The organism is Klebsiella terrigena (assembly GCF_012029655.1).
Classification (GTDB): Bacteria; Pseudomonadota; Gammaproteobacteria; order Enterobacterales; family Enterobacteriaceae; genus Klebsiella; species Klebsiella terrigena.
Window position 1 is genome coordinate 4864056 of record NZ_CP050508.1, and the last position, 16929, is coordinate 4880984.

18 protein-coding genes and 3 tRNA genes are annotated in these 16929 nt (G+C 55.5%); 7 read left to right on the top strand and 14 right to left on the bottom strand.

Annotation, left to right across the window (positions count from 1 at the left end; translation table 11 throughout):
• The 10 genes from deoA to HCK03_RS22825 all read right to left on the bottom strand — a co-directional run bounded on the left by deoA (position 1) and on the right by HCK03_RS22825 (position 9005).
• Positions 1–1323 (bottom strand): thymidine phosphorylase, encoded by a 1323-nt coding sequence (gene deoA, locus HCK03_RS22780; protein ID WP_041143948.1) that lies wholly within the window; start codon positions 1321–1323, stop codon positions 1–3.
• Between the two features lie 156 nt (positions 1324–1479).
• Positions 1480–2259: a deoxyribose-phosphate aldolase gene (gene deoC, locus HCK03_RS22785; protein ID WP_041143947.1), complete on the bottom strand. Its 780-nt coding sequence runs from the start codon at positions 2257–2259 to the stop codon at positions 1480–1482.
• A gap of 439 nt (positions 2260–2698) precedes the next feature.
• The gene (locus HCK03_RS22790) at positions 2699–3478 is read right to left on the bottom strand and encodes a TatD family hydrolase (RefSeq protein WP_135185209.1); all 780 of its coding nucleotides are present in this window, start codon (positions 3476–3478) and stop codon (positions 2699–2701) included.
• On the bottom strand, positions 3475–4548 hold the full coding sequence (locus HCK03_RS22795) for a patatin-like phospholipase family protein (RefSeq protein WP_041143945.1): 1074 nt from the start codon (positions 4546–4548) through the stop codon (positions 3475–3477). Before HCK03_RS22795 ends, HCK03_RS22790 begins: the two co-directional genes overlap by 4 nt.
• Positions 4549–4690: 142 nt before the next feature.
• Positions 4691–4852: a DUF1328 domain-containing protein gene (locus HCK03_RS22800; RefSeq protein ID WP_004857650.1), complete on the bottom strand. Its 162-nt coding sequence runs from the start codon at positions 4850–4852 to the stop codon at positions 4691–4693.
• Between the two features lie 121 nt (positions 4853–4973).
• Positions 4974–5585: a molecular chaperone OsmY gene (osmY, locus tag HCK03_RS22805; protein WP_041143944.1), complete on the bottom strand. Its 612-nt coding sequence runs from the start codon at positions 5583–5585 to the stop codon at positions 4974–4976.
• Positions 5586–5803: 218 nt separating this feature from the next.
• Positions 5804–7393, bottom strand: a complete 1590-nt coding sequence (gene prfC / locus HCK03_RS22810; protein WP_041143943.1) for a peptide chain release factor 3 — start codon at positions 7391–7393, stop codon at positions 5804–5806.
• 91 nt (positions 7394–7484) lie between these two features.
• On the bottom strand, positions 7485–8162 hold the full coding sequence (gene yjjG / locus HCK03_RS22815; protein ID WP_076946448.1) for a pyrimidine 5'-nucleotidase: 678 nt from the start codon (positions 8160–8162) through the stop codon (positions 7485–7487).
• A 14-nt stretch (positions 8163–8176) separates the two neighbouring features.
• Positions 8177–8623 carry a ribosomal protein S18-alanine N-acetyltransferase gene (gene rimI, locus HCK03_RS22820; RefSeq protein WP_041143941.1) on the bottom strand — a complete coding sequence of 149 codons (447 nt, stop codon included), beginning with the start codon at positions 8621–8623 and terminating at the stop codon, positions 8177–8179.
• On the bottom strand, positions 8592–9005 hold the full coding sequence (locus HCK03_RS22825; RefSeq protein WP_041143940.1) for a DNA polymerase III subunit psi: 414 nt from the start codon (positions 9003–9005) through the stop codon (positions 8592–8594). Before HCK03_RS22825 ends, rimI begins: the two co-directional genes overlap by 32 nt.
• Positions 9006–9180: 175 nt before the next feature.
• On the opposite strand from HCK03_RS22825, the gene rsmC reads away from it, so the two are divergent.
• From rsmC to HCK03_RS22845, 4 genes are all read left to right on the top strand, one after another.
• Positions 9181–10209: a 16S rRNA (guanine(1207)-N(2))-methyltransferase RsmC gene (gene rsmC / locus HCK03_RS22830; protein WP_041143939.1), complete on the top strand. Its 1029-nt coding sequence runs from the start codon at positions 9181–9183 to the stop codon at positions 10207–10209.
• A 170-nt stretch (positions 10210–10379) separates the two neighbouring features.
• Positions 10380–10465, top strand: a tRNA-Leu gene (locus HCK03_RS22835).
• 28 nt (positions 10466–10493) lie between these two features.
• Positions 10494–10579 (top strand) — tRNA-Leu (locus HCK03_RS22840).
• A 30-nt stretch (positions 10580–10609) separates the two neighbouring features.
• A tRNA-Leu gene (locus tag HCK03_RS22845) sits at positions 10610–10695 on the top strand.
• Between the two features lie 22 nt (positions 10696–10717).
• Here HCK03_RS22845 and HCK03_RS22850 read toward each other — a convergent pair.
• Positions 10718–10957 (bottom strand): DUF1435 domain-containing protein, encoded by a 240-nt coding sequence (locus HCK03_RS22850; protein ID WP_041147516.1) that lies wholly within the window; start codon positions 10955–10957, stop codon positions 10718–10720.
• Positions 10958–11219: 262 nt separating this feature from the next.
• On the opposite strand from HCK03_RS22850, the gene HCK03_RS22855 reads away from it, so the two are divergent.
• Together HCK03_RS22855 and fhuF are read left to right on the top strand one after the other, a co-directional pair.
• Positions 11220–12266 (top strand): GGDEF domain-containing protein, encoded by a 1047-nt coding sequence (locus tag HCK03_RS22855; protein WP_123552672.1) that lies wholly within the window; start codon positions 11220–11222, stop codon positions 12264–12266.
• Between the two features lie 112 nt (positions 12267–12378).
• On the top strand, positions 12379–13167 hold the full coding sequence (fhuF, locus tag HCK03_RS22860; RefSeq protein ID WP_167692223.1) for a siderophore-iron reductase FhuF: 789 nt from the start codon (positions 12379–12381) through the stop codon (positions 13165–13167).
• A gap of 43 nt (positions 13168–13210) precedes the next feature.
• Here the strand turns inward: fhuF and HCK03_RS22865 are convergent, their stop codons facing one another.
• Positions 13211–14554: a PTS sugar transporter subunit IIC gene (locus HCK03_RS22865; RefSeq protein WP_041143936.1), complete on the bottom strand. Its 1344-nt coding sequence runs from the start codon at positions 14552–14554 to the stop codon at positions 13211–13213.
• Between the two features lie 339 nt (positions 14555–14893).
• On the opposite strand from HCK03_RS22865, the gene HCK03_RS22870 reads away from it, so the two are divergent.
• Positions 14894–15352 carry a YbaK/EbsC family protein gene (locus HCK03_RS22870; protein WP_041143935.1) on the top strand — a complete coding sequence of 153 codons (459 nt, stop codon included), beginning with the start codon at positions 14894–14896 and terminating at the stop codon, positions 15350–15352.
• Positions 15353–15366: 14 nt separating this feature from the next.
• On the opposite strand, the gene bglJ is transcribed toward HCK03_RS22870, so the two are convergent.
• Together bglJ and HCK03_RS22880 are read right to left on the bottom strand one after the other, a co-directional pair.
• Positions 15367–16044 (bottom strand): DNA-binding transcriptional activator BglJ, encoded by a 678-nt coding sequence (gene bglJ, locus HCK03_RS22875; RefSeq protein WP_052474464.1) that lies wholly within the window; start codon positions 16042–16044, stop codon positions 15367–15369.
• On the bottom strand, positions 16005–16727 hold the full coding sequence (locus HCK03_RS22880) for a helix-turn-helix domain-containing protein (protein WP_167692224.1): 723 nt from the start codon (positions 16725–16727) through the stop codon (positions 16005–16007). Before HCK03_RS22880 ends, bglJ begins: the two co-directional genes overlap by 40 nt.
• Positions 16728–16929: the final 202 nt, after the last annotated feature.

Genomic DNA, 16929 nt, shown 5'->3' on the forward strand with positions numbered 1-16929 from the left:
CTATTCAGTTATGCGACGATAGACCGTCGGCGTTTCTTTCGGTGCGGTATCGTCCAGTTTTATTGCCGCCTTCACGGCTTTGGCGGCCTCCTGCCAGCTGGATTCATCTTTCGCGTGAATCACCGCCAGCGGCCGCTGCCCGTCAACGCTATCGCCCAGGCGGGCCATATCGGTAAAGCCGACGCTATAGTCAATCGGGTCGGATGCCTGACGACGACCGCCGCCCATCGACACCACCGCCATGCCCAGCGCGCGGGTGTCCATTTCAGCGACAAACCCTTCACCGTCGGCATAGACCGCCTTGCTCAGCATCGCGGTCGGCAGATATTTATCATAGTTTTCAACGAAATCGTTCGGACCTTTCTGCGCAGCCACCATTCGGCCAAAGACCTCGGCCGCTTTACCGTTATCCAGCACCGCCTGCAGCTTCGCGCGCGCGTCGGCATCGTTCTGGGCCAGCCTGCCGGAAATCAGCATTTCAACGCACAGCGCCATGGTCACGTCAAACAGACGAGGATTGCGATATTCGCCGGTCAGGAACTGCACCGCTTCGCGGACTTCGACGGCGTTACCGGCGCTGGAGGCCAGCACCTGATTCATATCGGTCAGCAGCGCGGTGGTGCGCACGCCTGCGCCGTTGGAGACGCCAACGATCGCTTCGGCCAGCGCAGCAGAGAGTTCGTAGGTCGGCATAAAGGCGCCGCTGCCCACCTTCACGTCCATCACCAGCGCATCCAGGCCTTCAGCCAGCTTTTTCGCCAGAATAGAGGCGGTGATCAGCGGAATCGAGTCCACCGTCGCGGTAATATCGCGGGTGGCGTAGAAGCGCTTGTCGGCAGGCGCCAGCGAGCTGGTCTGCCCGATGATAGCCACGCCAACATCCTTAATGATGTCGCGGAAACGGCCGTCGTCCGGGAAAATATCAAAACCGGGGATCGCTTCCAGCTTGTCGAGCGTTCCGCCGGTATGTCCCAGTCCACGACCGGAGATCATCGGCACGTAGCCGCCGCAGGCGGCAACCATCGGGCCAAGCATCAGCGACGTGACATCGCCCACGCCGCCGGTGGAGTGCTTATCCACGATCGGCCCGTTAAGATTGAGGCTTTTCCAGTTCAGTACGGTTCCTGAATCCCGCATCGCCATGGTCAGCGAAACGCGTTCTGGCATAGTCATATCGTGGAAAAAAATGGTCATCGCCAGCGCGGCTATCTGCCCTTCGGAGACGGTATTATCGCGTATCCCGTTGATGAAAAATCGAATTTCATCATCGCTCAGCGCGTGACCATCACGTTTTTTACGAATAATTTCTTGTGCGAGAAACAAGGTAACCCCCTGAGGAATAAGGTCAAACACGACGGGCGGCGTTATCTGCGCCCGTGCTAAAATCCTGAAGCCCGGCCGCACGTTGCGCCGCCGGGGATCTCCCGGCCTCGGCGCTAGCGCGCCTCGTCCGGGATACGGTTATGTCACCGTTACGCCTTAGTAGCTGCTGGCGCTCTTACCGTCGCCGTGGCCCAGCGCTTTCAGCAGGCTAGCCAGCAGGCTGGAGGCGCCGAAGCGGTAGTGGCGCGAGTCGGCCCACTCTGCGCCGAACAGCTCATCGGCAATCGCCAGGAACTGCTGCGCGTCTTCCGCGCTGCGTACGCCGCCCGCTGGCTTAAAGCCTACGGTTTCCTGAACGCCCATATCGCGGATAACTTCCAGCATGATGCGCGCGCTTTCCGGCGTGGCGTTTACCGGCACTTTACCGGTAGAGGTCTTGATGAAATCCGCGCCCGCTTTGATGGAAATTTCGGAAGCTTTGCGGATCAGCGCTTCTTCTTTCAGCTCGCCGGTTTCGATGATCACTTTGAGCAGAACGTTAGCCGCCGCGCAGGCCTCTTTACAGGCTTTAACCAGGTCGAATCCAACCTGCTCGTTGCCGGCAATCAGCGCGCGGTACGGGAATACCACGTCAACTTCATCGGCGCCGTAGGCGATCGCGGCACGGGTTTCCGCCAGGGCGATATCGATATCGTCATTACCGTGCGGGAAGTTGGTCACCGTGGCGATATGAATATCCGGCGTGCCCTGCTCATTCAAGGTCTTACGAGCAATCGGGATAAAGCGTGGGTAGATGCAGACTGCCGCTGTGTTACCGACCGGCGTTTTCGCCTGATGACACAGCGCGATCACCTTCTCATTGGTGTCGTCGTCATTCAGGGTGGTCAGGTCCATCAGCTTCAATGCGCGCAGGCTGCTTGCAGATAAATCAGTCATTTCATACTCCGACGGCGTATTGCCGGTTCAATAGTTTGTCACCTTGCGAGTCTGTTACTATTGTAACATCACCTCGCCGCTACACTTCGACATCCATCACAGTTAATGAAAACTAATTACTAACTTGCATAACCATAATGAGATGTAAATCACATAAAAATACCAGTACCCACCATCTCAGCGACAAGTTTTCTTTAAGCATAATCAGAATTCCTCATCGCGCGACAATGTTATTATTATAACATACAAGCAGCCTGAAACTCGACACCAGCGCGCACATATTGTGCTAAAGAAAGAGGATTTACGTGATTATAGATTGAAAAACAACGATTTTAATCAAAACCTGGAAATGATGGAATTCTAACAAACACAGGAACCGTAGCGTGAGTTTTGCCGCAGCGACGGCCGAGAGGGCGGGTTTCGCTTGTTAAGCGATGTGTTATAGCGTGCCGAACAGCGCTTCGGTGTTGCTCAGGAGGGCCTGGGCGATAACATCTGCCGGCTCCTGGCGCAGCTCGCACAGGGTGGTAAAGACCCGAGCCGCCTGCTCCGGGCGGTTTGGCTCTCCCTGAAAGCCGTTTAGCGGCATATCCGGCGCGTCCGTTTCCAGCAGCAGCGCCGACAGCGGCAGACGAGACATGACCTCGCGCGTTTTACTGGCGCGGGGATAGGTAATGGTGCCGCCAACGCCAATTTTGTATCCTGCCTGCACGAAACGCTCCGCCTGCTGCAGGCTGCCGGCAAAGCCATGCACCACCCCGGTACGCGCCAGAGCGTGCTTTTTCAGCAGCATCGCCAGCTTATCGTGGGTGCGTCGCGAATGAAGGATAACCGGCAAATCATAGCGCTTTGCCAGCCTCAGCTGCGCCTCAAGCACCGCCTGCTGGCGATCAAACTGCGGATCCTCGCGATAGAGATCGAGGCCAATTTCCCCAATCGCCACCACCTTTGCGCTGCGCTGCTGCAGGCACGCCTCAAGCCGCTGAAGGCTGCTCTCATCATGACGTTCAATCACTATCGGATGTAGGCCCAGCGCGGCATACAGCGCATCATGCTGCGCAGCCAGGGCCAGCACGCGGGGAAAATTGTCCGCCTCGGTGGCGGGAACAATAATCCGCATCACTCCTTCACGCGCGGCCCGGGCGATGCTGTCCGTTTCATCATCGGCAAACGGCGGGAAATCGAAATGACAGTGGGTATCGATAAATTGTCGCATCACGCCAGATCCTCATTATCGAAGCTGGCATCGTTGGCCTGCGCGGCGTCAATCAGGGTTGCCTGGTGCGCATCGTTGGCCACGGAAGCCGGCGGCACCACCACCGGCGCGGGCACCGCGAGACGCGGCATATGCCGCAGCAGCGGCGGACGGTCCGCCAGCAGCTTGCCCACCGTTGCCAGGAAATAGCGGCCGCACTGACGGCCGGTTTTATAGTCCTCAAGCAGCGCCGGCAGCCGGCTCCCCAGGGCCATACTTTTTAACGGCTTCTGCGGGTAGATTTCGAGGATCCGCAGCTTATCCGGCGGCTTGTCAATAAACTGCTGGGTGGCGCGGTAGGTGGCCTCATGGTGCTGGACCAGATTGACAAACGGCTGCAGGCTGCTTTCGCCGAGCCAGCGCTCCATACGTTTAAACCACTGCGGGGTATAGTACATCTGCGACGGAACCGTGCGGATCACCACAATCGTCTGCGCGCCGCGTTTTGCGGCCTCCTGCACCGGGATAGCGTCGCTGACGCCGCCGTCGAGATAGCTGATACCGTCAAGCATCACGCCGCTGCGATAAAAACCGGGGATCGCGCTGGAGGCGCGGATCTGATCGAGCCACGTGGACTGCGTCGGGGAAAAGTAGTTAGGGGTATAGTCATCACCGCGGCAGGCGCACATCCACAGCTCTTTGCCCTGCGCAAACCGATCTTCGGCGTAGCTCATCGCCAGAGGCATTTTTTGCGCCGTGGTCCCCACCAGCCAGTCGAGGTCGATAAGATTTCCGCCGCGCACGAAGCGCATCGGGTCAAAAAACTCGCGAGCGGTGGTGTAACGCGTGATGACCTTGCGCGCGTAGCCCTGCTGGTTGCACATATAGGCTGACAGATTTTGCGCCCCGGCAGAGGTGCCGAGCATAATGTCAAAAGGGTTGAATCCGGCGCGCATGAACTCATCCAGCACCCCGGCGGTAAAAATCCCCCGTTGCCCTCCCCCCTCACACACCAGGCCAAGCTTGCCCGGGTGAAAAGGTTTAACCGATAATGGCGCAATGTTGCCAAGCGTGACGGGAATTCGATGCCCCACTCTGTCTTCCTGTTTGCTTATTCTATCGACTCAAGGTAACGCAATTTTTAACCCCCTGATACAGCAAAAGCCAGTCATATAGACTGGCTTTATGTAAAACACTATTTCATCAATACGCTTAATGCCACTCTGGCCTTAGCATCTACGGGCGCCGGCGCCCGGTAAACAGGCTGACCAGGAACAGAATAATACCGACGACAAAGACAATTTTTGCCGCCCAGGCTGCCGTACCCGCCAGGCTACCGAATCCTAAAGCGGCGGCAATTAAGGCGATGACCAGAAAAATAATGCCCCATCGAAACATAATGCTCTCCTTACCATAGTGGATAACGGTCGCTTTTCTACGCGCTCAGGTCGCGCAGGCACCAACCCTGTCGTGCTCTGATTAAACGGCAGTCGCCGAAAAATTTATTTAGTGAACGGTGTTATTGGACGCTGAGGTCATTTTTCACGGTTTTTACGCCGGTGACGGCTTTAGCTATCTCAACGGCGCGTTCTGCCTGCTCACGAGACGCCACCGTCCCTGACAGACGCACAGTGCCAGCGCTGGTTTCAACCGTCACCTTCCGCGAAGGGACAATATCGTCGGCCAGCAGCTTCGCTTTGATTTCACTGGTAATCGCCGTATCGCCCGCGTAGCCCTTCAGGCTTGCAGGCTGCTCGTTGGCGACGCTCAGCTTGTCGTTGACCGTCGAGACGCCCTTAACCTCTTTCGCTATTTTGACCGCCTGCTCTTTCTGCTCGGTACTCTCTACCGAGCCGCTCAGGGTGACCGCTTTATTCTCGGTTTTCACCGAGATATCCGTGCTGCGGATGCTTTTATCATCGATCAGCGCCGCCTTAACTCTGGCGGTAATGGTGCTGTCGTCCATAAAGTCGCCGACTTTATTCATCGAGCTATCGACAGCCTGCCCGGCGCTGTTGGCAACGGACTTTGCGCTGTCCGTCGTTGAGTTGTCCGCATATGCCGAGGCGCTGATCATAGCCGAGCCCAAGAAGAGCGCCAGCATCTTGCTGGTATTCTTTCGTCTTGTCATGATGATCTCCTCGTTATTTCTATATCGGTAAAGCTGAATAAGTAGTTTATTAAGCCAGCATTTTGAAAATTGCTTATTAAATATAGTAGAAGGTCGCAAGGAAGGAGGGAAATATGCATAAAAAAATGGGCGAACGGAAAAAATTAAGAACTTTCTTTAGCGGCGGGGACGGCGGGAAAATCGAGCAGAGCGCGGCACAGGCCGCGCTCCAGAAGGGATTAGTGCTCGCGCGTTTTGCGGAACATCACTTCAGGGTAACGCTCCTGAGTCAGGTTAAGGTTCACCATCGTCGGCGCAATATAGGTCAAATTATCGCCGCCATCGAGAGCCAGCTGAATTTCGTTTTTACGTTTAAACTCTTCGAATTTCTTCACGTCGGTCGATTCGACCCAGCGGGCGGTCGCCACGTTGACCGATTCGTAAATCGCTTCCACGTTATATTCGCTCTTCAGGCGCGCAACTACCACGTCAAACTGCAGCACCCCGACGGCCCCGACGATCAGATCGTTATTGGCGATCGGACGGAAGACCTGTACCGCCCCCTCTTCAGAGAGCTGCACCAGCCCTTTGAGCAGCTGTTTCTGCTTCAGCGGATCCTTCAGACGAATACGACGGAACAGCTCCGGCGCGAAGTTCGGAATGCCGGTGAACTTCATCATCTCGCCCTGGGTGAAGGTATCGCCAATCTGAATGGTGCCGTGGTTATGTAAGCCGATAATATCGCCAGGGTAGGCTTCTTCAACGTGCGAGCGATCGCCGGCCATAAAGGTTAGCGCGTCGGAAATCACCACGTCTTTGCCAATACGCACCTGACGCAGCTTCATGCCCTTTTCGTACTGCCCGGAAACCACGCGCATAAAGGCGACGCGGTCGCGGTGTTTCGGGTCCATGTTGGCCTGAATTTTAAACACAAAGCCGGTGAACTTCTCTTCTTCCGCGCGGACTTCGCGCGTATCGGTCTTACGCGGCATCGGCGCGGGCGCCCAATCCACCAGGCCATCCAGCATATGATCGACGCCGAAGTTACCTAAAGCCGTCCCGAAGAAGACCGGGGTGATTTCCCCTGCCAGGAACAGCTCTTTATCAAATTCGTTGGAAGCGCCCTGCACCAGCTCCAGCTCATCGCGCAGCTGCTGCGCGAGGTCTTCACCGACCGCGCTGTCGAGATCCGGGTTATTCAGGCCCTTAATAATGCGGACTTCCTGAATAGTGTGGCCCTTACCGGTCTGATAAAGATACGTTTCATCTTTATAGAGATGGTACACGCCCTTAAACAGCTTCCCGCAGCCAATCGGCCAGGTGATCGGCGCGCAGGCGATGCGCAGCTCGTTTTCAACTTCGTCCAGCAGCTCCATCGGATCGCGGATATCGCGATCGAGCTTGTTCATGAACGTCAGGATCGGCGTGTCGCGCAGACGGGTCACTTCCATCAGCTTACGGGTACGATCTTCGACGCCTTTGGCCGCATCGATAACCATCAGGCAGCAGTCCACCGCCGTCAGCGTACGATAGGTATCTTCAGAGAAGTCTTCGTGGCCCGGGGTATCCAGCAGGTTAACCAGGCTACCGTGATACGGGAACTGCATCACCGACGTGGTAATAGAGATACCACGCTGCTTTTCCATCTCCATCCAGTCCGACTTCGCGTGCTGGTTGGAGCCGCGGCCTTTAACGGTACCGGCGGTTTGAATCGCCTGTCCGAACAGCAGCACCTTTTCGGTGATGGTAGTTTTACCGGCATCCGGGTGAGAAATAATGGCAAAAGTGCGGCGCTTGGCCACCTCCTGCAGATAAGGAGACAACGTCATAATTGAATCTTCTTAGTAAACGCGGCAACCGGCCACGCATGTTAAATACGAAAAATTGCGGCTATTTTACCCATCAACGGGGGGGAGGCAATCAGTGTTTACACAGGAGCTGCTCCAGTTCGCTTAACGAGGTTACCGTCCAGTCCGGGCGGAGATCCTCAGGCAGCTCGCGCTGATGGGCGTTGAGCCAGCAGGTCGCGAGGCCGGCGTTGACGCCGCCGCGAATATCAGACTCTGCGGTATCCCCTACCATCAGCACGCGGGAACGATCCGGGAGGCCCGCCTGCGCCAGGGCGTAGTCAAAGATCCGCGCATCCGGCTTTGCGACGCCGACTTGTTCAGAAATAATCAATAAATCAAAGTGATCGCGCAAACCGGTTCGTTCCAGACGGATCTGCTGCAGCGAGGTGAAGCCGTTGGTAATAATCCCCATTTTCACCTTACCCTGCAGCGCGTTCAGCAGCGATACCGCCCCGGGAAGCGGCGAGCAAATCTCGGCCATGGCGTTCATAAACGCGTCGTTAAGCTCGCCCGGCGGCACGCTCAGGCGACTGGCCCAGCTATCAAAACGCTGGTGCTGCAGCTGAAGCGAAGTGATGGCGCCGTTTTGATAGTCCACCCACAGCGGCTTATTCACGGCCTGATAGTCCTGAAAATCTTCAGCGGTAAACGTCACGCTATAGTCGAGGAACATCCGCTGTAAACCGGTGAAGGAGTCAAACGTAAACAGCGTTTCATCGGCATCAAAGAAAATCCAGTCCCACTTCATCGTATCACCTTGTCTTACATGCTTAGCGGTAGAGCCATAATGAGTGCATCCTCACGGCCGTCGGCGGTGGGGTAGTAGTTGCGGCGGATGGTCGCCTCGTTAAAGCCCAGGCTTTCATACAGCGCAATGGCCGCAGCGTTAGAGGCGCGAACCTCCAGCCACAGCGTGGCGACGCCGCGTTTTTCGACCTCATCAATCACCCGCTCCAGCAGCTCTCGGCCGAGGCCGCGCCGCTGGAAGGCCGGATCGACGGCGATGTTAAACAGGGTCGCCTCGTCCAGCACAATTTGCGTAATGGCAAAGGCCGCCATTTCACCATCGACCGCCAGCTGGAGATTCAGGTAGCGTTCTCCCTGATTGCTGGCGAAGGTTTGCTCGCTCCACGGAAAAGCATGGGCGCGGGATTCTATTTGCCAGGCTCGGGGCAAATCAGCCGTGTTGAGGGTAGAAATCGTGTTCATGTGCGCAGATTTGTTGCCAGAGCGCCATACGGGCAGGCGCGCTGGTCTGGAGTTCATCAAAAGCGGGCGAGGTTACCTGTGCGCCCGCCAGCAGCAACGGTGCGTCCGTGCCTAACCGCCAGCTGTTACAGCGGCCGTTCTGTGGCAGCATGGCCACGCGGTCTGGCGTCAACTGCAGCACCTGATCCGGCGTCAGCGCCAGCGCCCGTAGAACATCACCGATTAGCGGTTCGCTGAGCGACGGCGGATTTTCCGCCACCATCACCAGACGAATATGCCCAGCCAGTGAGATAGCGATTTCGCCCTGCAACGCCCCGGGGCGACGCAGCGACCACTGGGTAATGCCCAGCTGCTGTAATTGCCAGTCTCGTCGGGATGTCATAGCGAAACACTCCTGTTAATCAAGCGCGCAATATAGCAAATCCGTCGTATTTGCGCCAACAAACTCCGCCCCTGTCGGCGGCAGAATACGGCGATGCTCGCAGGGACAGCCAACAAAGAGGCAGCGCTAAGGATAACGTGTATAATCGGCGCCAGTCTTAATGAAGGAGTGTTTCATGTCTGCTTTTACCCCGGCAAGTGAAGTCTTGCTGCGCCACAGTGATGATTTCGAGTCCGCCCGCGTTCTGTTTGCCGGTGACCTGCAGGATGACCTGCCCGCACGTCTGGACACCGCCGCCAGCCGCGTTCACACCCAGCAGTTTCACCACTGGCAGGTGCTGAGCCGCCAGATGGGCGAGAGCGCCAGCTTTGGCCTGGTGGCGCAGGCCAGCGACGTCGCCGATTGCGATACGCTGATTTACTACTGGCCGAAGAACAAGCCGGAAGCCCAGTTCCAGCTGATGAACCTGCTGTCGCTGCTGCCGACCGGTATCGATATTTTCGTGGTCGGTGAAAACCGCAGCGGCGTGCGCAGCGCCGAGCAGATGCTGGCCGACTACGCGCCGCTGACCAAAATTGACAGCGCCCGCCGCTGTGGGCTGTATCACGGTCGTCTGGAAAAACAGCCAACCTTCGATCCTGAGCAGTACTGGGGCGAATATCCGCTCGACAACCTGACGATTAAAACCCTGCCGGGCGTATTCAGCCGCGACGGGCTGGACGTCGGTAGCCAGCTGCTGCTCTCAACGCTGACGCCGCATACCAAGGGCAAAGTGCTCGACGTCGGCTGCGGCGCGGGCGTGCTGGCGACCGTACTGGCAAGCCATTCGCCGAAGGTCCGTTTAACCCTTTGTGACGTCAGCGCGCCAGCGGTAGAAGCCAGCCGCGCCACCCTCGCCGCCAATGGCATTGAAGGTGAAGTCTTCGCCAGCAACGTCTTCTCCGAAGTTAACGGCCGGTTTGACATGATCATTTCCAACCCGCCGTTCCATGACGGCCTGCAGACCAGCCAGGAAGCGGCGCAAACCCTGATTCGCGGGGCGGTACGCCACCTCGGCAGCGGCGGCGAGCTGCGCATTGTCGCTAACGCCTTCCTGCCTTATCCGGACGTGCTTGATGAAATCTTCGGCTTCCACGAAGTTCTCGCGCAGACCGGCCGCTTTAAGGTCTACCGCACCGTGATGACCCGCCAGGCGAAGAAATAACGCCTCGCTACCGTCCGGCGACGTCACCGCGCGTCGCCGGTCTTTTACCGCCTCCCGCCGCGCCTTTTTGCAACAATCAATTCCGCCAGCACAATTAACTATTGACGAATAGCTGAAAACCACTAGAATGCGCCTCCGTGGTAACGATACTTTCATAGTATCGATGGTATGCGAAGGTGGCGGAATTGGTAGACGCGCTAGCTTCAGGTGTTAGTGTCCTTAGGATGTGGGGGTTCGAGTCCCCCCCCTCGCACCATCATCCACGTAGATATCGCTCGCACTGTGCGAAGGTGGCGGAATTGGTAGACGCGCTAGCTTCAGGTGTTAGTGTCCTTAGGATGTGGGGGTTCGAGTCCCCCCCCTCGCACCAACGAGGCGATATCGAAATTAAGAATACTGTGCGAAGGTGGCGGAATTGGTAGACGCGCTAGCTTCAGGTGTTAGTGTCCTTAGGATGTGGGGGTTCGAGTCCCCCCCCTCGCACCAATATTCTTACTCTCCTCCTGAATTACCCCATCAGCCTTAAATTCAACGTCATCAGCATAATCCCGCTGACCAACGCCACGCATGACGGCAGCAACACGAAATGACGCAGCTGTCGGTGCCAGATCATCACGGCAGACATCAGCAGTCCCAGGGTTACCAACCCGCGCCAGGCATCCAGCGACAAATCAGCAAATCCAAGAGCAGCAATGACTGCGCCCGGAAGCAGCACGCCCCACCCGCTGCCTAAAGTCCGCTGCAACATGTTTTCACCTCTCACAACGATAATGATAACCAATATCATATGATAGCTTTTATCATTTGTCATGTTAACCAGAACGGATACTTTATTCTTTACGTTTGCGGTAATGACATACATTCATGAAGGTGATAAATTAAGCGCAAAACGCTTATATATTAAAACATTTGATTATTTCGCAAAAACCTTATATTGCGCATTGCTTTTTATTGTTCATTTTTGGCAGCCATCATTTTGAAATTTAACGACTAATAATGATATCCCCCATATGACTGCACAATCCTGGCGAGCTCATTACGAAAAAAAATATCAGTATTCCTTACGGCTTTTTTTAGTCCTTAATTTGATTTCAGCTTTCTTATCCCTGGCCAGCCCGCTCTTTACCGTCGTGAGCTTTACCCTGCCCTGCACCCTGATTTTCGCCTGCAGCGCCGGTTTATTGTTATGGCACTGGAAATTCGCCCGGCGCAGAATAAATATTTCCTTTATTTCTCTGATATTTGGTCTGCTGTGGGCCTGGCACGTTTGCGAAAAATCATCAATGATGCCGCCGCCGCATTTTAACTTTCTGGTGATCGCTCTGTTAAGCGTCCTGTTTATTGGCGCAATCGCTTTTTCCAATAATATCATTGCGTTTACCCTGCACTCCTTCCCCACTTTTATTGCCTGTCTGATCCTTGCGGAAGGCGAGCAGTGGCTGCGCATGCTCTACTGCTTTATGCTGCCCATTGCCGGCATCACGATGCAAAACCTGATTCAGAAACGCAGCGATACCTTTACCCAGGGGCTAATGGATAAGCTGCTGAAGGAACGTAATACGCTGAATGACCTGAGCATGCTCGACCCGCTTACCGGGCTGTACAATCGCCGCGGTTTGCAAAACCGGCTGGATACCCTCCTGGCCCTGGATGGGAATAGCCATCATGTGCTGCTGCTGGATATCGATCACTTTAAAGCCTACAACGATCACTACGGGCATATGATGGGCGACCAGGCGCTGATTCAGGTCTCCGCCGCGATCCGTAACGCCGTTCGTTCACGGGATATTGTGGCCCGTTTCGGCGGGGAGGAGTTTATGGTGCTGCTGACCAACAGCACGGCGGAAACCGCTCAGCAGGCAGCGGAACGGATCCGCCAGCGAGTCTACGATTTGAAAATCGCCCACATGTTTAATGAAAGCGTCGCCACCAACGTTACCATCAGCATCGGGTTGACGCCGCTCGTCGATGCCGATATCGACGGCGCCCTGAAGCGAGCGGACAGCGCGCTCTACGAAGCCAAAAAATTGGGCCGTAATATTATTCTCGCCAGCTAACCCCACCTCCGCGCCGCCAGGGAAGCGCCGCGCGGACAAAGATCTTGCCATCCTTTACGCAAGCAACTAGTATCAGCAATCATTATCATTTAGATTTGTATCTGGCGATCTGATGGCTTACCGTTCAATTCCATTCAGCAACGACATTATCTGGCAGGCCCCGTTTCAGCCGGCTGAGCATGCGCTGGCGGACGCCATCCGGGAAAAAATCACCGCCTTGCGCCCGCATCTGCTGGATTTTCTCCGTCTGGATGAAGAGGCCCCGTCCTGCGCGCTGACGCTTGCAGAGTGGTCCTCACCGGTTACCCTGAACTCCCTGCTGGCCACCTACTCCGATCATATCTATCGCCATCAGCCAACGCTGCCGCGGGAGCAAAAACCGCTGCTCTCGCTGTGGGCGCAATGGTATATCGGCCTGCTGGTGCCGCCGCTGATGCTGGCCGTGTTAAGCGAAGAGCAAACCATCAGCCTGGCGCCGGAACATTTCCGCGTCGAGTTCCATGAAACCGGCCGGGCGGCCTGCTTTTGGATCGACGTCCACTCCGCAACCACCGGTAGCGGGCAGTCGCCGCAGTCGCGGATGGAAACGCTGGTCAATGACGCCCTGCAGCCGGTGATTCAGGCGCTGGAAGCGACCGGAGATATCAACGCGAAGCTTATCTGGAGCAATACCGGCTATTTGATTAACTGGTATCTGGGTGAGATGAAGACGCTGCTGGGAGAGGAGCGGGTAGCGGCTCTGCGCCAGCACTGCTTCTTTGAAAAGCAGTTTGCCGATGGCCGGGATAACCCGCTATGGCGTACGGTCGTTATCCGTGAAGGCGCGCTGGTACGGCGTACCTGCTGCCAGCGCTACCGCCTGCCGGACGTCCAGCAGTGCGGAGACTGTACGCTAAAATAATCCGCTTTTTCACGCGGGCGGCCTTAGTGCCGCCCGCCTGCTTTTATGCCGTTTGCTGGCTCTCTTCCGCCACGCGCTGGGCCTCTTCCGCCTCCTGCTCTAACAGCTGTTTCTCGTATACCTTAAAGAACGGGAAGTAGATGATGGCTGAAACGCAGGCCAGAAGAATCACCAGGATCGCCGCGCGGAAATCCCAGCCCAGCGCCCATGCTGCGCCAATCGGCGCCGGAGCAGTCCAGGGGACAACCGAAATAACCCGGCCAATCAGATCCAGCTTCATTGCCGCCCAGGCGAGCACGGCGTTCACCATCGGCGACAGCAGGAACGGAATAAAGAATACCGGGTTCATGACGATTGGCGTGCCGAAAATAACCGGTTCGTTAATGTTAAACAGGCTCGGTACCACGCTCAGACGGCCAATAGACCGCAGATGGGCCGAGCGGCTGCGCAGATAGCAGATAACCAGCCCCATGGTGGCGCCAGAGCCGCCTATCACAATGAAGAACGTCCAGAACGCCTCCATAAAGATGTGCGGTAACGGCGCGCCCTGTGCCAGAGCCTGCTGGTTCATACCCAGGTTGGTCAGCCAGAACATCTGCAGCATACCGGAGACAATTGCCGCCCCGTGGATCCCTGCAAACCACAGCAGATGACCGATCAGCACCGCCAGTAAAATTGCCGGCAATGAATCCGCAGCGGAAACCAGCGGTTTAAAGACGGACATAATGGCCTGCGGAATAAGCATGTCAAACTGATGCTGAATAAACAGGCTGAGCGGATAGAGCGTCAGCACCACCACCAGCACCGGGATCAGCAGGTCAAACGAGTTTTTAATCATCGGTGGAACCTGATCCGGCAGGCGGATCCCGATGTTATGCGCCTTCAGAAAGCGCATCATCTCAACGCAATAGATCGCGACCAGGATCGCGGTAAAGATCCCCGTTCCGCCGAGGCTATCCACCGGTAAAGTGCCGCTGGTTTTCGGTGCCGCGACCAGCAGGAATGCCATAATTGACAGCATGCTGCACATAAAGGGATCGAGCTGGTGAGATTTTACGTAATGCTTGCCGAGGTTATAAGAAATCGCCGCGCAGATGTAGATAGACATAATGCCCATCGTCATATCGAACGGCGTCAGAATTCGTCCTTCAAACTCTTTTGCCAAATCCAGCCAGGCGCGCGCGAAGCCCCAGGTGGTATCCGGGGAAAACGGCGGATAGGCAAACACCAGCAGAAATGAGCCGACTATCATAAACGGCATGGCCGAGATGAAGCCGTCACGAATAGCCATCACGTGGCGCTGCGACGAGATTCGCCCGGCGACAGGGCTAATATAATTTTCTACAAAGCGGAATATCAGATTAAACGCAGCATGGTTAGCAGACATAGCAGCCCTCCTGACAGGCTATAGAAACAGGCCCAACAACGATTATCCTGCCGTTGTGATGAAACATGTTCTGTGAGCGAAAAAGCACATTAGCCATTCGCCCAGCTATACTGCTCAAGTCAGTACGATTCATACACGGCTCTTTGTTATAAGTGACGCAGGGAAGTTACCCATTCAGTATTCATCTGAGCGACCATAACCGCAACCGGTTACAGTAACCGGTTGCGGTGATTGTGAAGAAGATCCAGAAATTGGAAAAATTCTCGATTATCAGCCGGCAATATTTACACTCCGCGAGGCTTATGCCAGATTAAAACGGGCATTAATCAGGAGATCCTAATGAGTCTGCAGTCCGTACGGCAGTTTTTTGCCGAACACGCCCCCGATATCGAAATCATCGAGCTCACGCAAAGTACCGCGACCGTGGCCCTCGCCGCCGCCGCGCATCACGTTGAGCCGGGACAAATCGCCAGGACCCTGTCGTTAAAGGTGAAAGACCGGGTGATACTCGTCGTCTCTCGCGGCGACGTGCGTCTGGATAATAAAAAGCTGAAGGATGCGTTTGGGGCGAAGGCCCGCATGCTGAGCAGCGATGAGGTCGTCACGCTAACCGGGCATCCCGTTGGCGGCGTATGCCCTTTCGGCCTGGAAAATCCGCTGACGGTCTATTGCGATATTTCGCTCAAGCAGTATCAGGAAGTCCTGCCCGCGGCCGGCGCCATCCACAGCGCGGTACGCATTTCTCCTGACCGGATGGCCCAGCTCACCGGCGCGACCTGGGTTGACGTTTGCCTGTAAAAACGGGCGGAGGCTTACCCGAGGCACTCCTCCGCAGCGTCCTCGTCGAGGGCCGATAAATGCATCAGGATATCGGCCGCGCTCAGCAGGCCGAGATCTGAACTGACGCCGAGCTTATTCATGGCGTTGAACTTATGGGCGCGGATGGTTTTGATATTACGATCCAGCCGGGCCGCTATTTCTGGTAACGAATAGCCGTAGGTCATATAGCGAAGAATATGCTGTTCCGTTGGGCTCAGAATTTGGCTGCCGAGGCCCGGTCCTGGGCTAATCAGCGCCTCGTCCGCCTGCGGCGTCGGGTTAATCAGCTGAATAAGCTGCTCCTGCAAGCGCAGGCGGCAGATCGATTTATTCAGCACGCCGTGCAGCATGGAGGGCGTCAGCTGGCAGACTAAACGCGCTTCAGCGCTATCATGCGCTAAAACGATGCGCCGTATTTCAGGACTGGAACAGGCGATTTCATGAAGAAAAAGCAGGCTCTCCATGCGGAAGAGGCGATTGCTGAAAAGTGAAAAAATAACGGCGATAGCGTTTGTCGACTGCAGCGTCCGGCGCAGCGATTGGGTATCTTTAAAAAACCGCACAATATAATTACCCGACCCCGCGCCGGTTAATATATGGCGCAGCGCCAGTTCGGTCAGCATGCATTTTTCTACGACAGCAACATATCGAGGTGAGGTGTTTTTTTCCATTGCTTTTGTTCTCCAAAAGCGGCGTAAATATTCAGCTCCTTCATTCCCTGAGCGCTATTAATCCAGGCATACATCTGCGCATTGCTGCGCAAAGAGAGGCGGCGCATAGCGCTATTTTTCTGCGCGCTAATCGTTTTATTACTCTTTTTCAACAGCGCGGCAATTTGGTTAATTCCCCAGCCTTTCGCCAGCAAACGTAAAACCTTACGTTCAGAAAGCGTCAGAAAAATTGCCGTTGGCCGATTTTCTTCACTATTTCCTGACGCGGCGGATAAGAGCGTCTGGCTGATTCTCTCCCGCGTCGTGCCATCCGCGTGAATAACCTCAAGCAGATGTTTTACGGAGTCGTGGCTGGAAACGAGGGTGCTTTGCGCGCAGACTAATATCTCCATGGCCTGGAGATCGCAGGCATGGCCAATCATATAGACCCAATGAATATCGTTATATTGGGTCATCAATGAGTGATACTCCCCGCACACCTCGCGGAGCTGATGGCTTTCACCTGATAAATCAGCGATAACCAGCACTGCCTGCCGTAGCTGAAGCAGAGTCAGCTCCTCCGGAGAGCCGCAAACGCCAAAGGCGTATTCGGGAAGGTGCTCCCCGGCAATTGCCTTCAGCCCACGCTGCATAACCGGTATTTTACTGATAATAATGCCGTATTTACCTTTTCCCGGTAACATAAACCCTCCGCTTCCCATCGAAGACTCGCGCCTTTAACAATAAAGATAAATAATTTGGCGGCCGTTATATTACTGTGCCAGATAGATCTTTATTAGTCTGGCGAGGAATTGAGTCTGACCTTGCCAACCATCAACGCTAACACAGGCAATAACGCTCAATAAGTTAGAAAAATTTAAAATCAAAGTTAGAAAAAATAATTTA

Coding starts and splice junctions, on each gene's coding strand:
- HCK03_RS22800 (WP_004857650.1), bottom strand. CDS start 4,852: ATGTTTCGATGGGGCATTATTTTTCTGGTCATCGCCTTAATTGCCGCC.
- prfC (WP_041143943.1), bottom strand. CDS start 7,393: ATGACGTTGTCTCCTTATCTGCAGGAGGTGGCCAAGCGCCGCACTTTT.
- yjjG (WP_076946448.1), bottom strand. CDS start 8,162: ATGAAGTGGGACTGGATTTTCTTTGATGCCGATGAAACGCTGTTTACG.
- rimI (WP_041143941.1), bottom strand. CDS start 8,623: ATGAACACGATTTCTACCCTCAACACGGCTGATTTGCCCCGAGCCTGG.
- deoC (WP_041143947.1), bottom strand. CDS start 2,259: ATGACTGATTTATCTGCAAGCAGCCTGCGCGCATTGAAGCTGATGGAC.
- HCK03_RS22880 (WP_167692224.1), bottom strand. CDS start 16,727: ATGTTACCGGGAAAAGGTAAATACGGCATTATTATCAGTAAAATACCG.
- osmY (WP_041143944.1), bottom strand. CDS start 5,585: ATGACAAGACGAAAGAATACCAGCAAGATGCTGGCGCTCTTCTTGGGC.
- HCK03_RS22825 (WP_041143940.1), bottom strand. CDS start 9,005: ATGACATCCCGACGAGACTGGCAATTACAGCAGCTGGGCATTACCCAG.
- fhuF (WP_167692223.1), top strand. CDS start 12,379: ATGGCTTACCGTTCAATTCCATTCAGCAACGACATTATCTGGCAGGCC.
- HCK03_RS22855 (WP_123552672.1), top strand. CDS start 11,220: ATGACTGCACAATCCTGGCGAGCTCATTACGAAAAAAAATATCAGTAT.
- bglJ (WP_052474464.1), bottom strand. CDS start 16,044: ATGGAAAAAAACACCTCACCTCGATATGTTGCTGTCGTAGAAAAATGC.
- HCK03_RS22850 (WP_041147516.1), bottom strand. CDS start 10,957: ATGTTGCAGCGGACTTTAGGCAGCGGGTGGGGCGTGCTGCTTCCGGGC.
- rsmC (WP_041143939.1), top strand. CDS start 9,181: ATGTCTGCTTTTACCCCGGCAAGTGAAGTCTTGCTGCGCCACAGTGAT.
- HCK03_RS22870 (WP_041143935.1), top strand. CDS start 14,894: ATGAGTCTGCAGTCCGTACGGCAGTTTTTTGCCGAACACGCCCCCGAT.
- HCK03_RS22865 (WP_041143936.1), bottom strand. CDS start 14,554: ATGTCTGCTAACCATGCTGCGTTTAATCTGATATTCCGCTTTGTAGAA.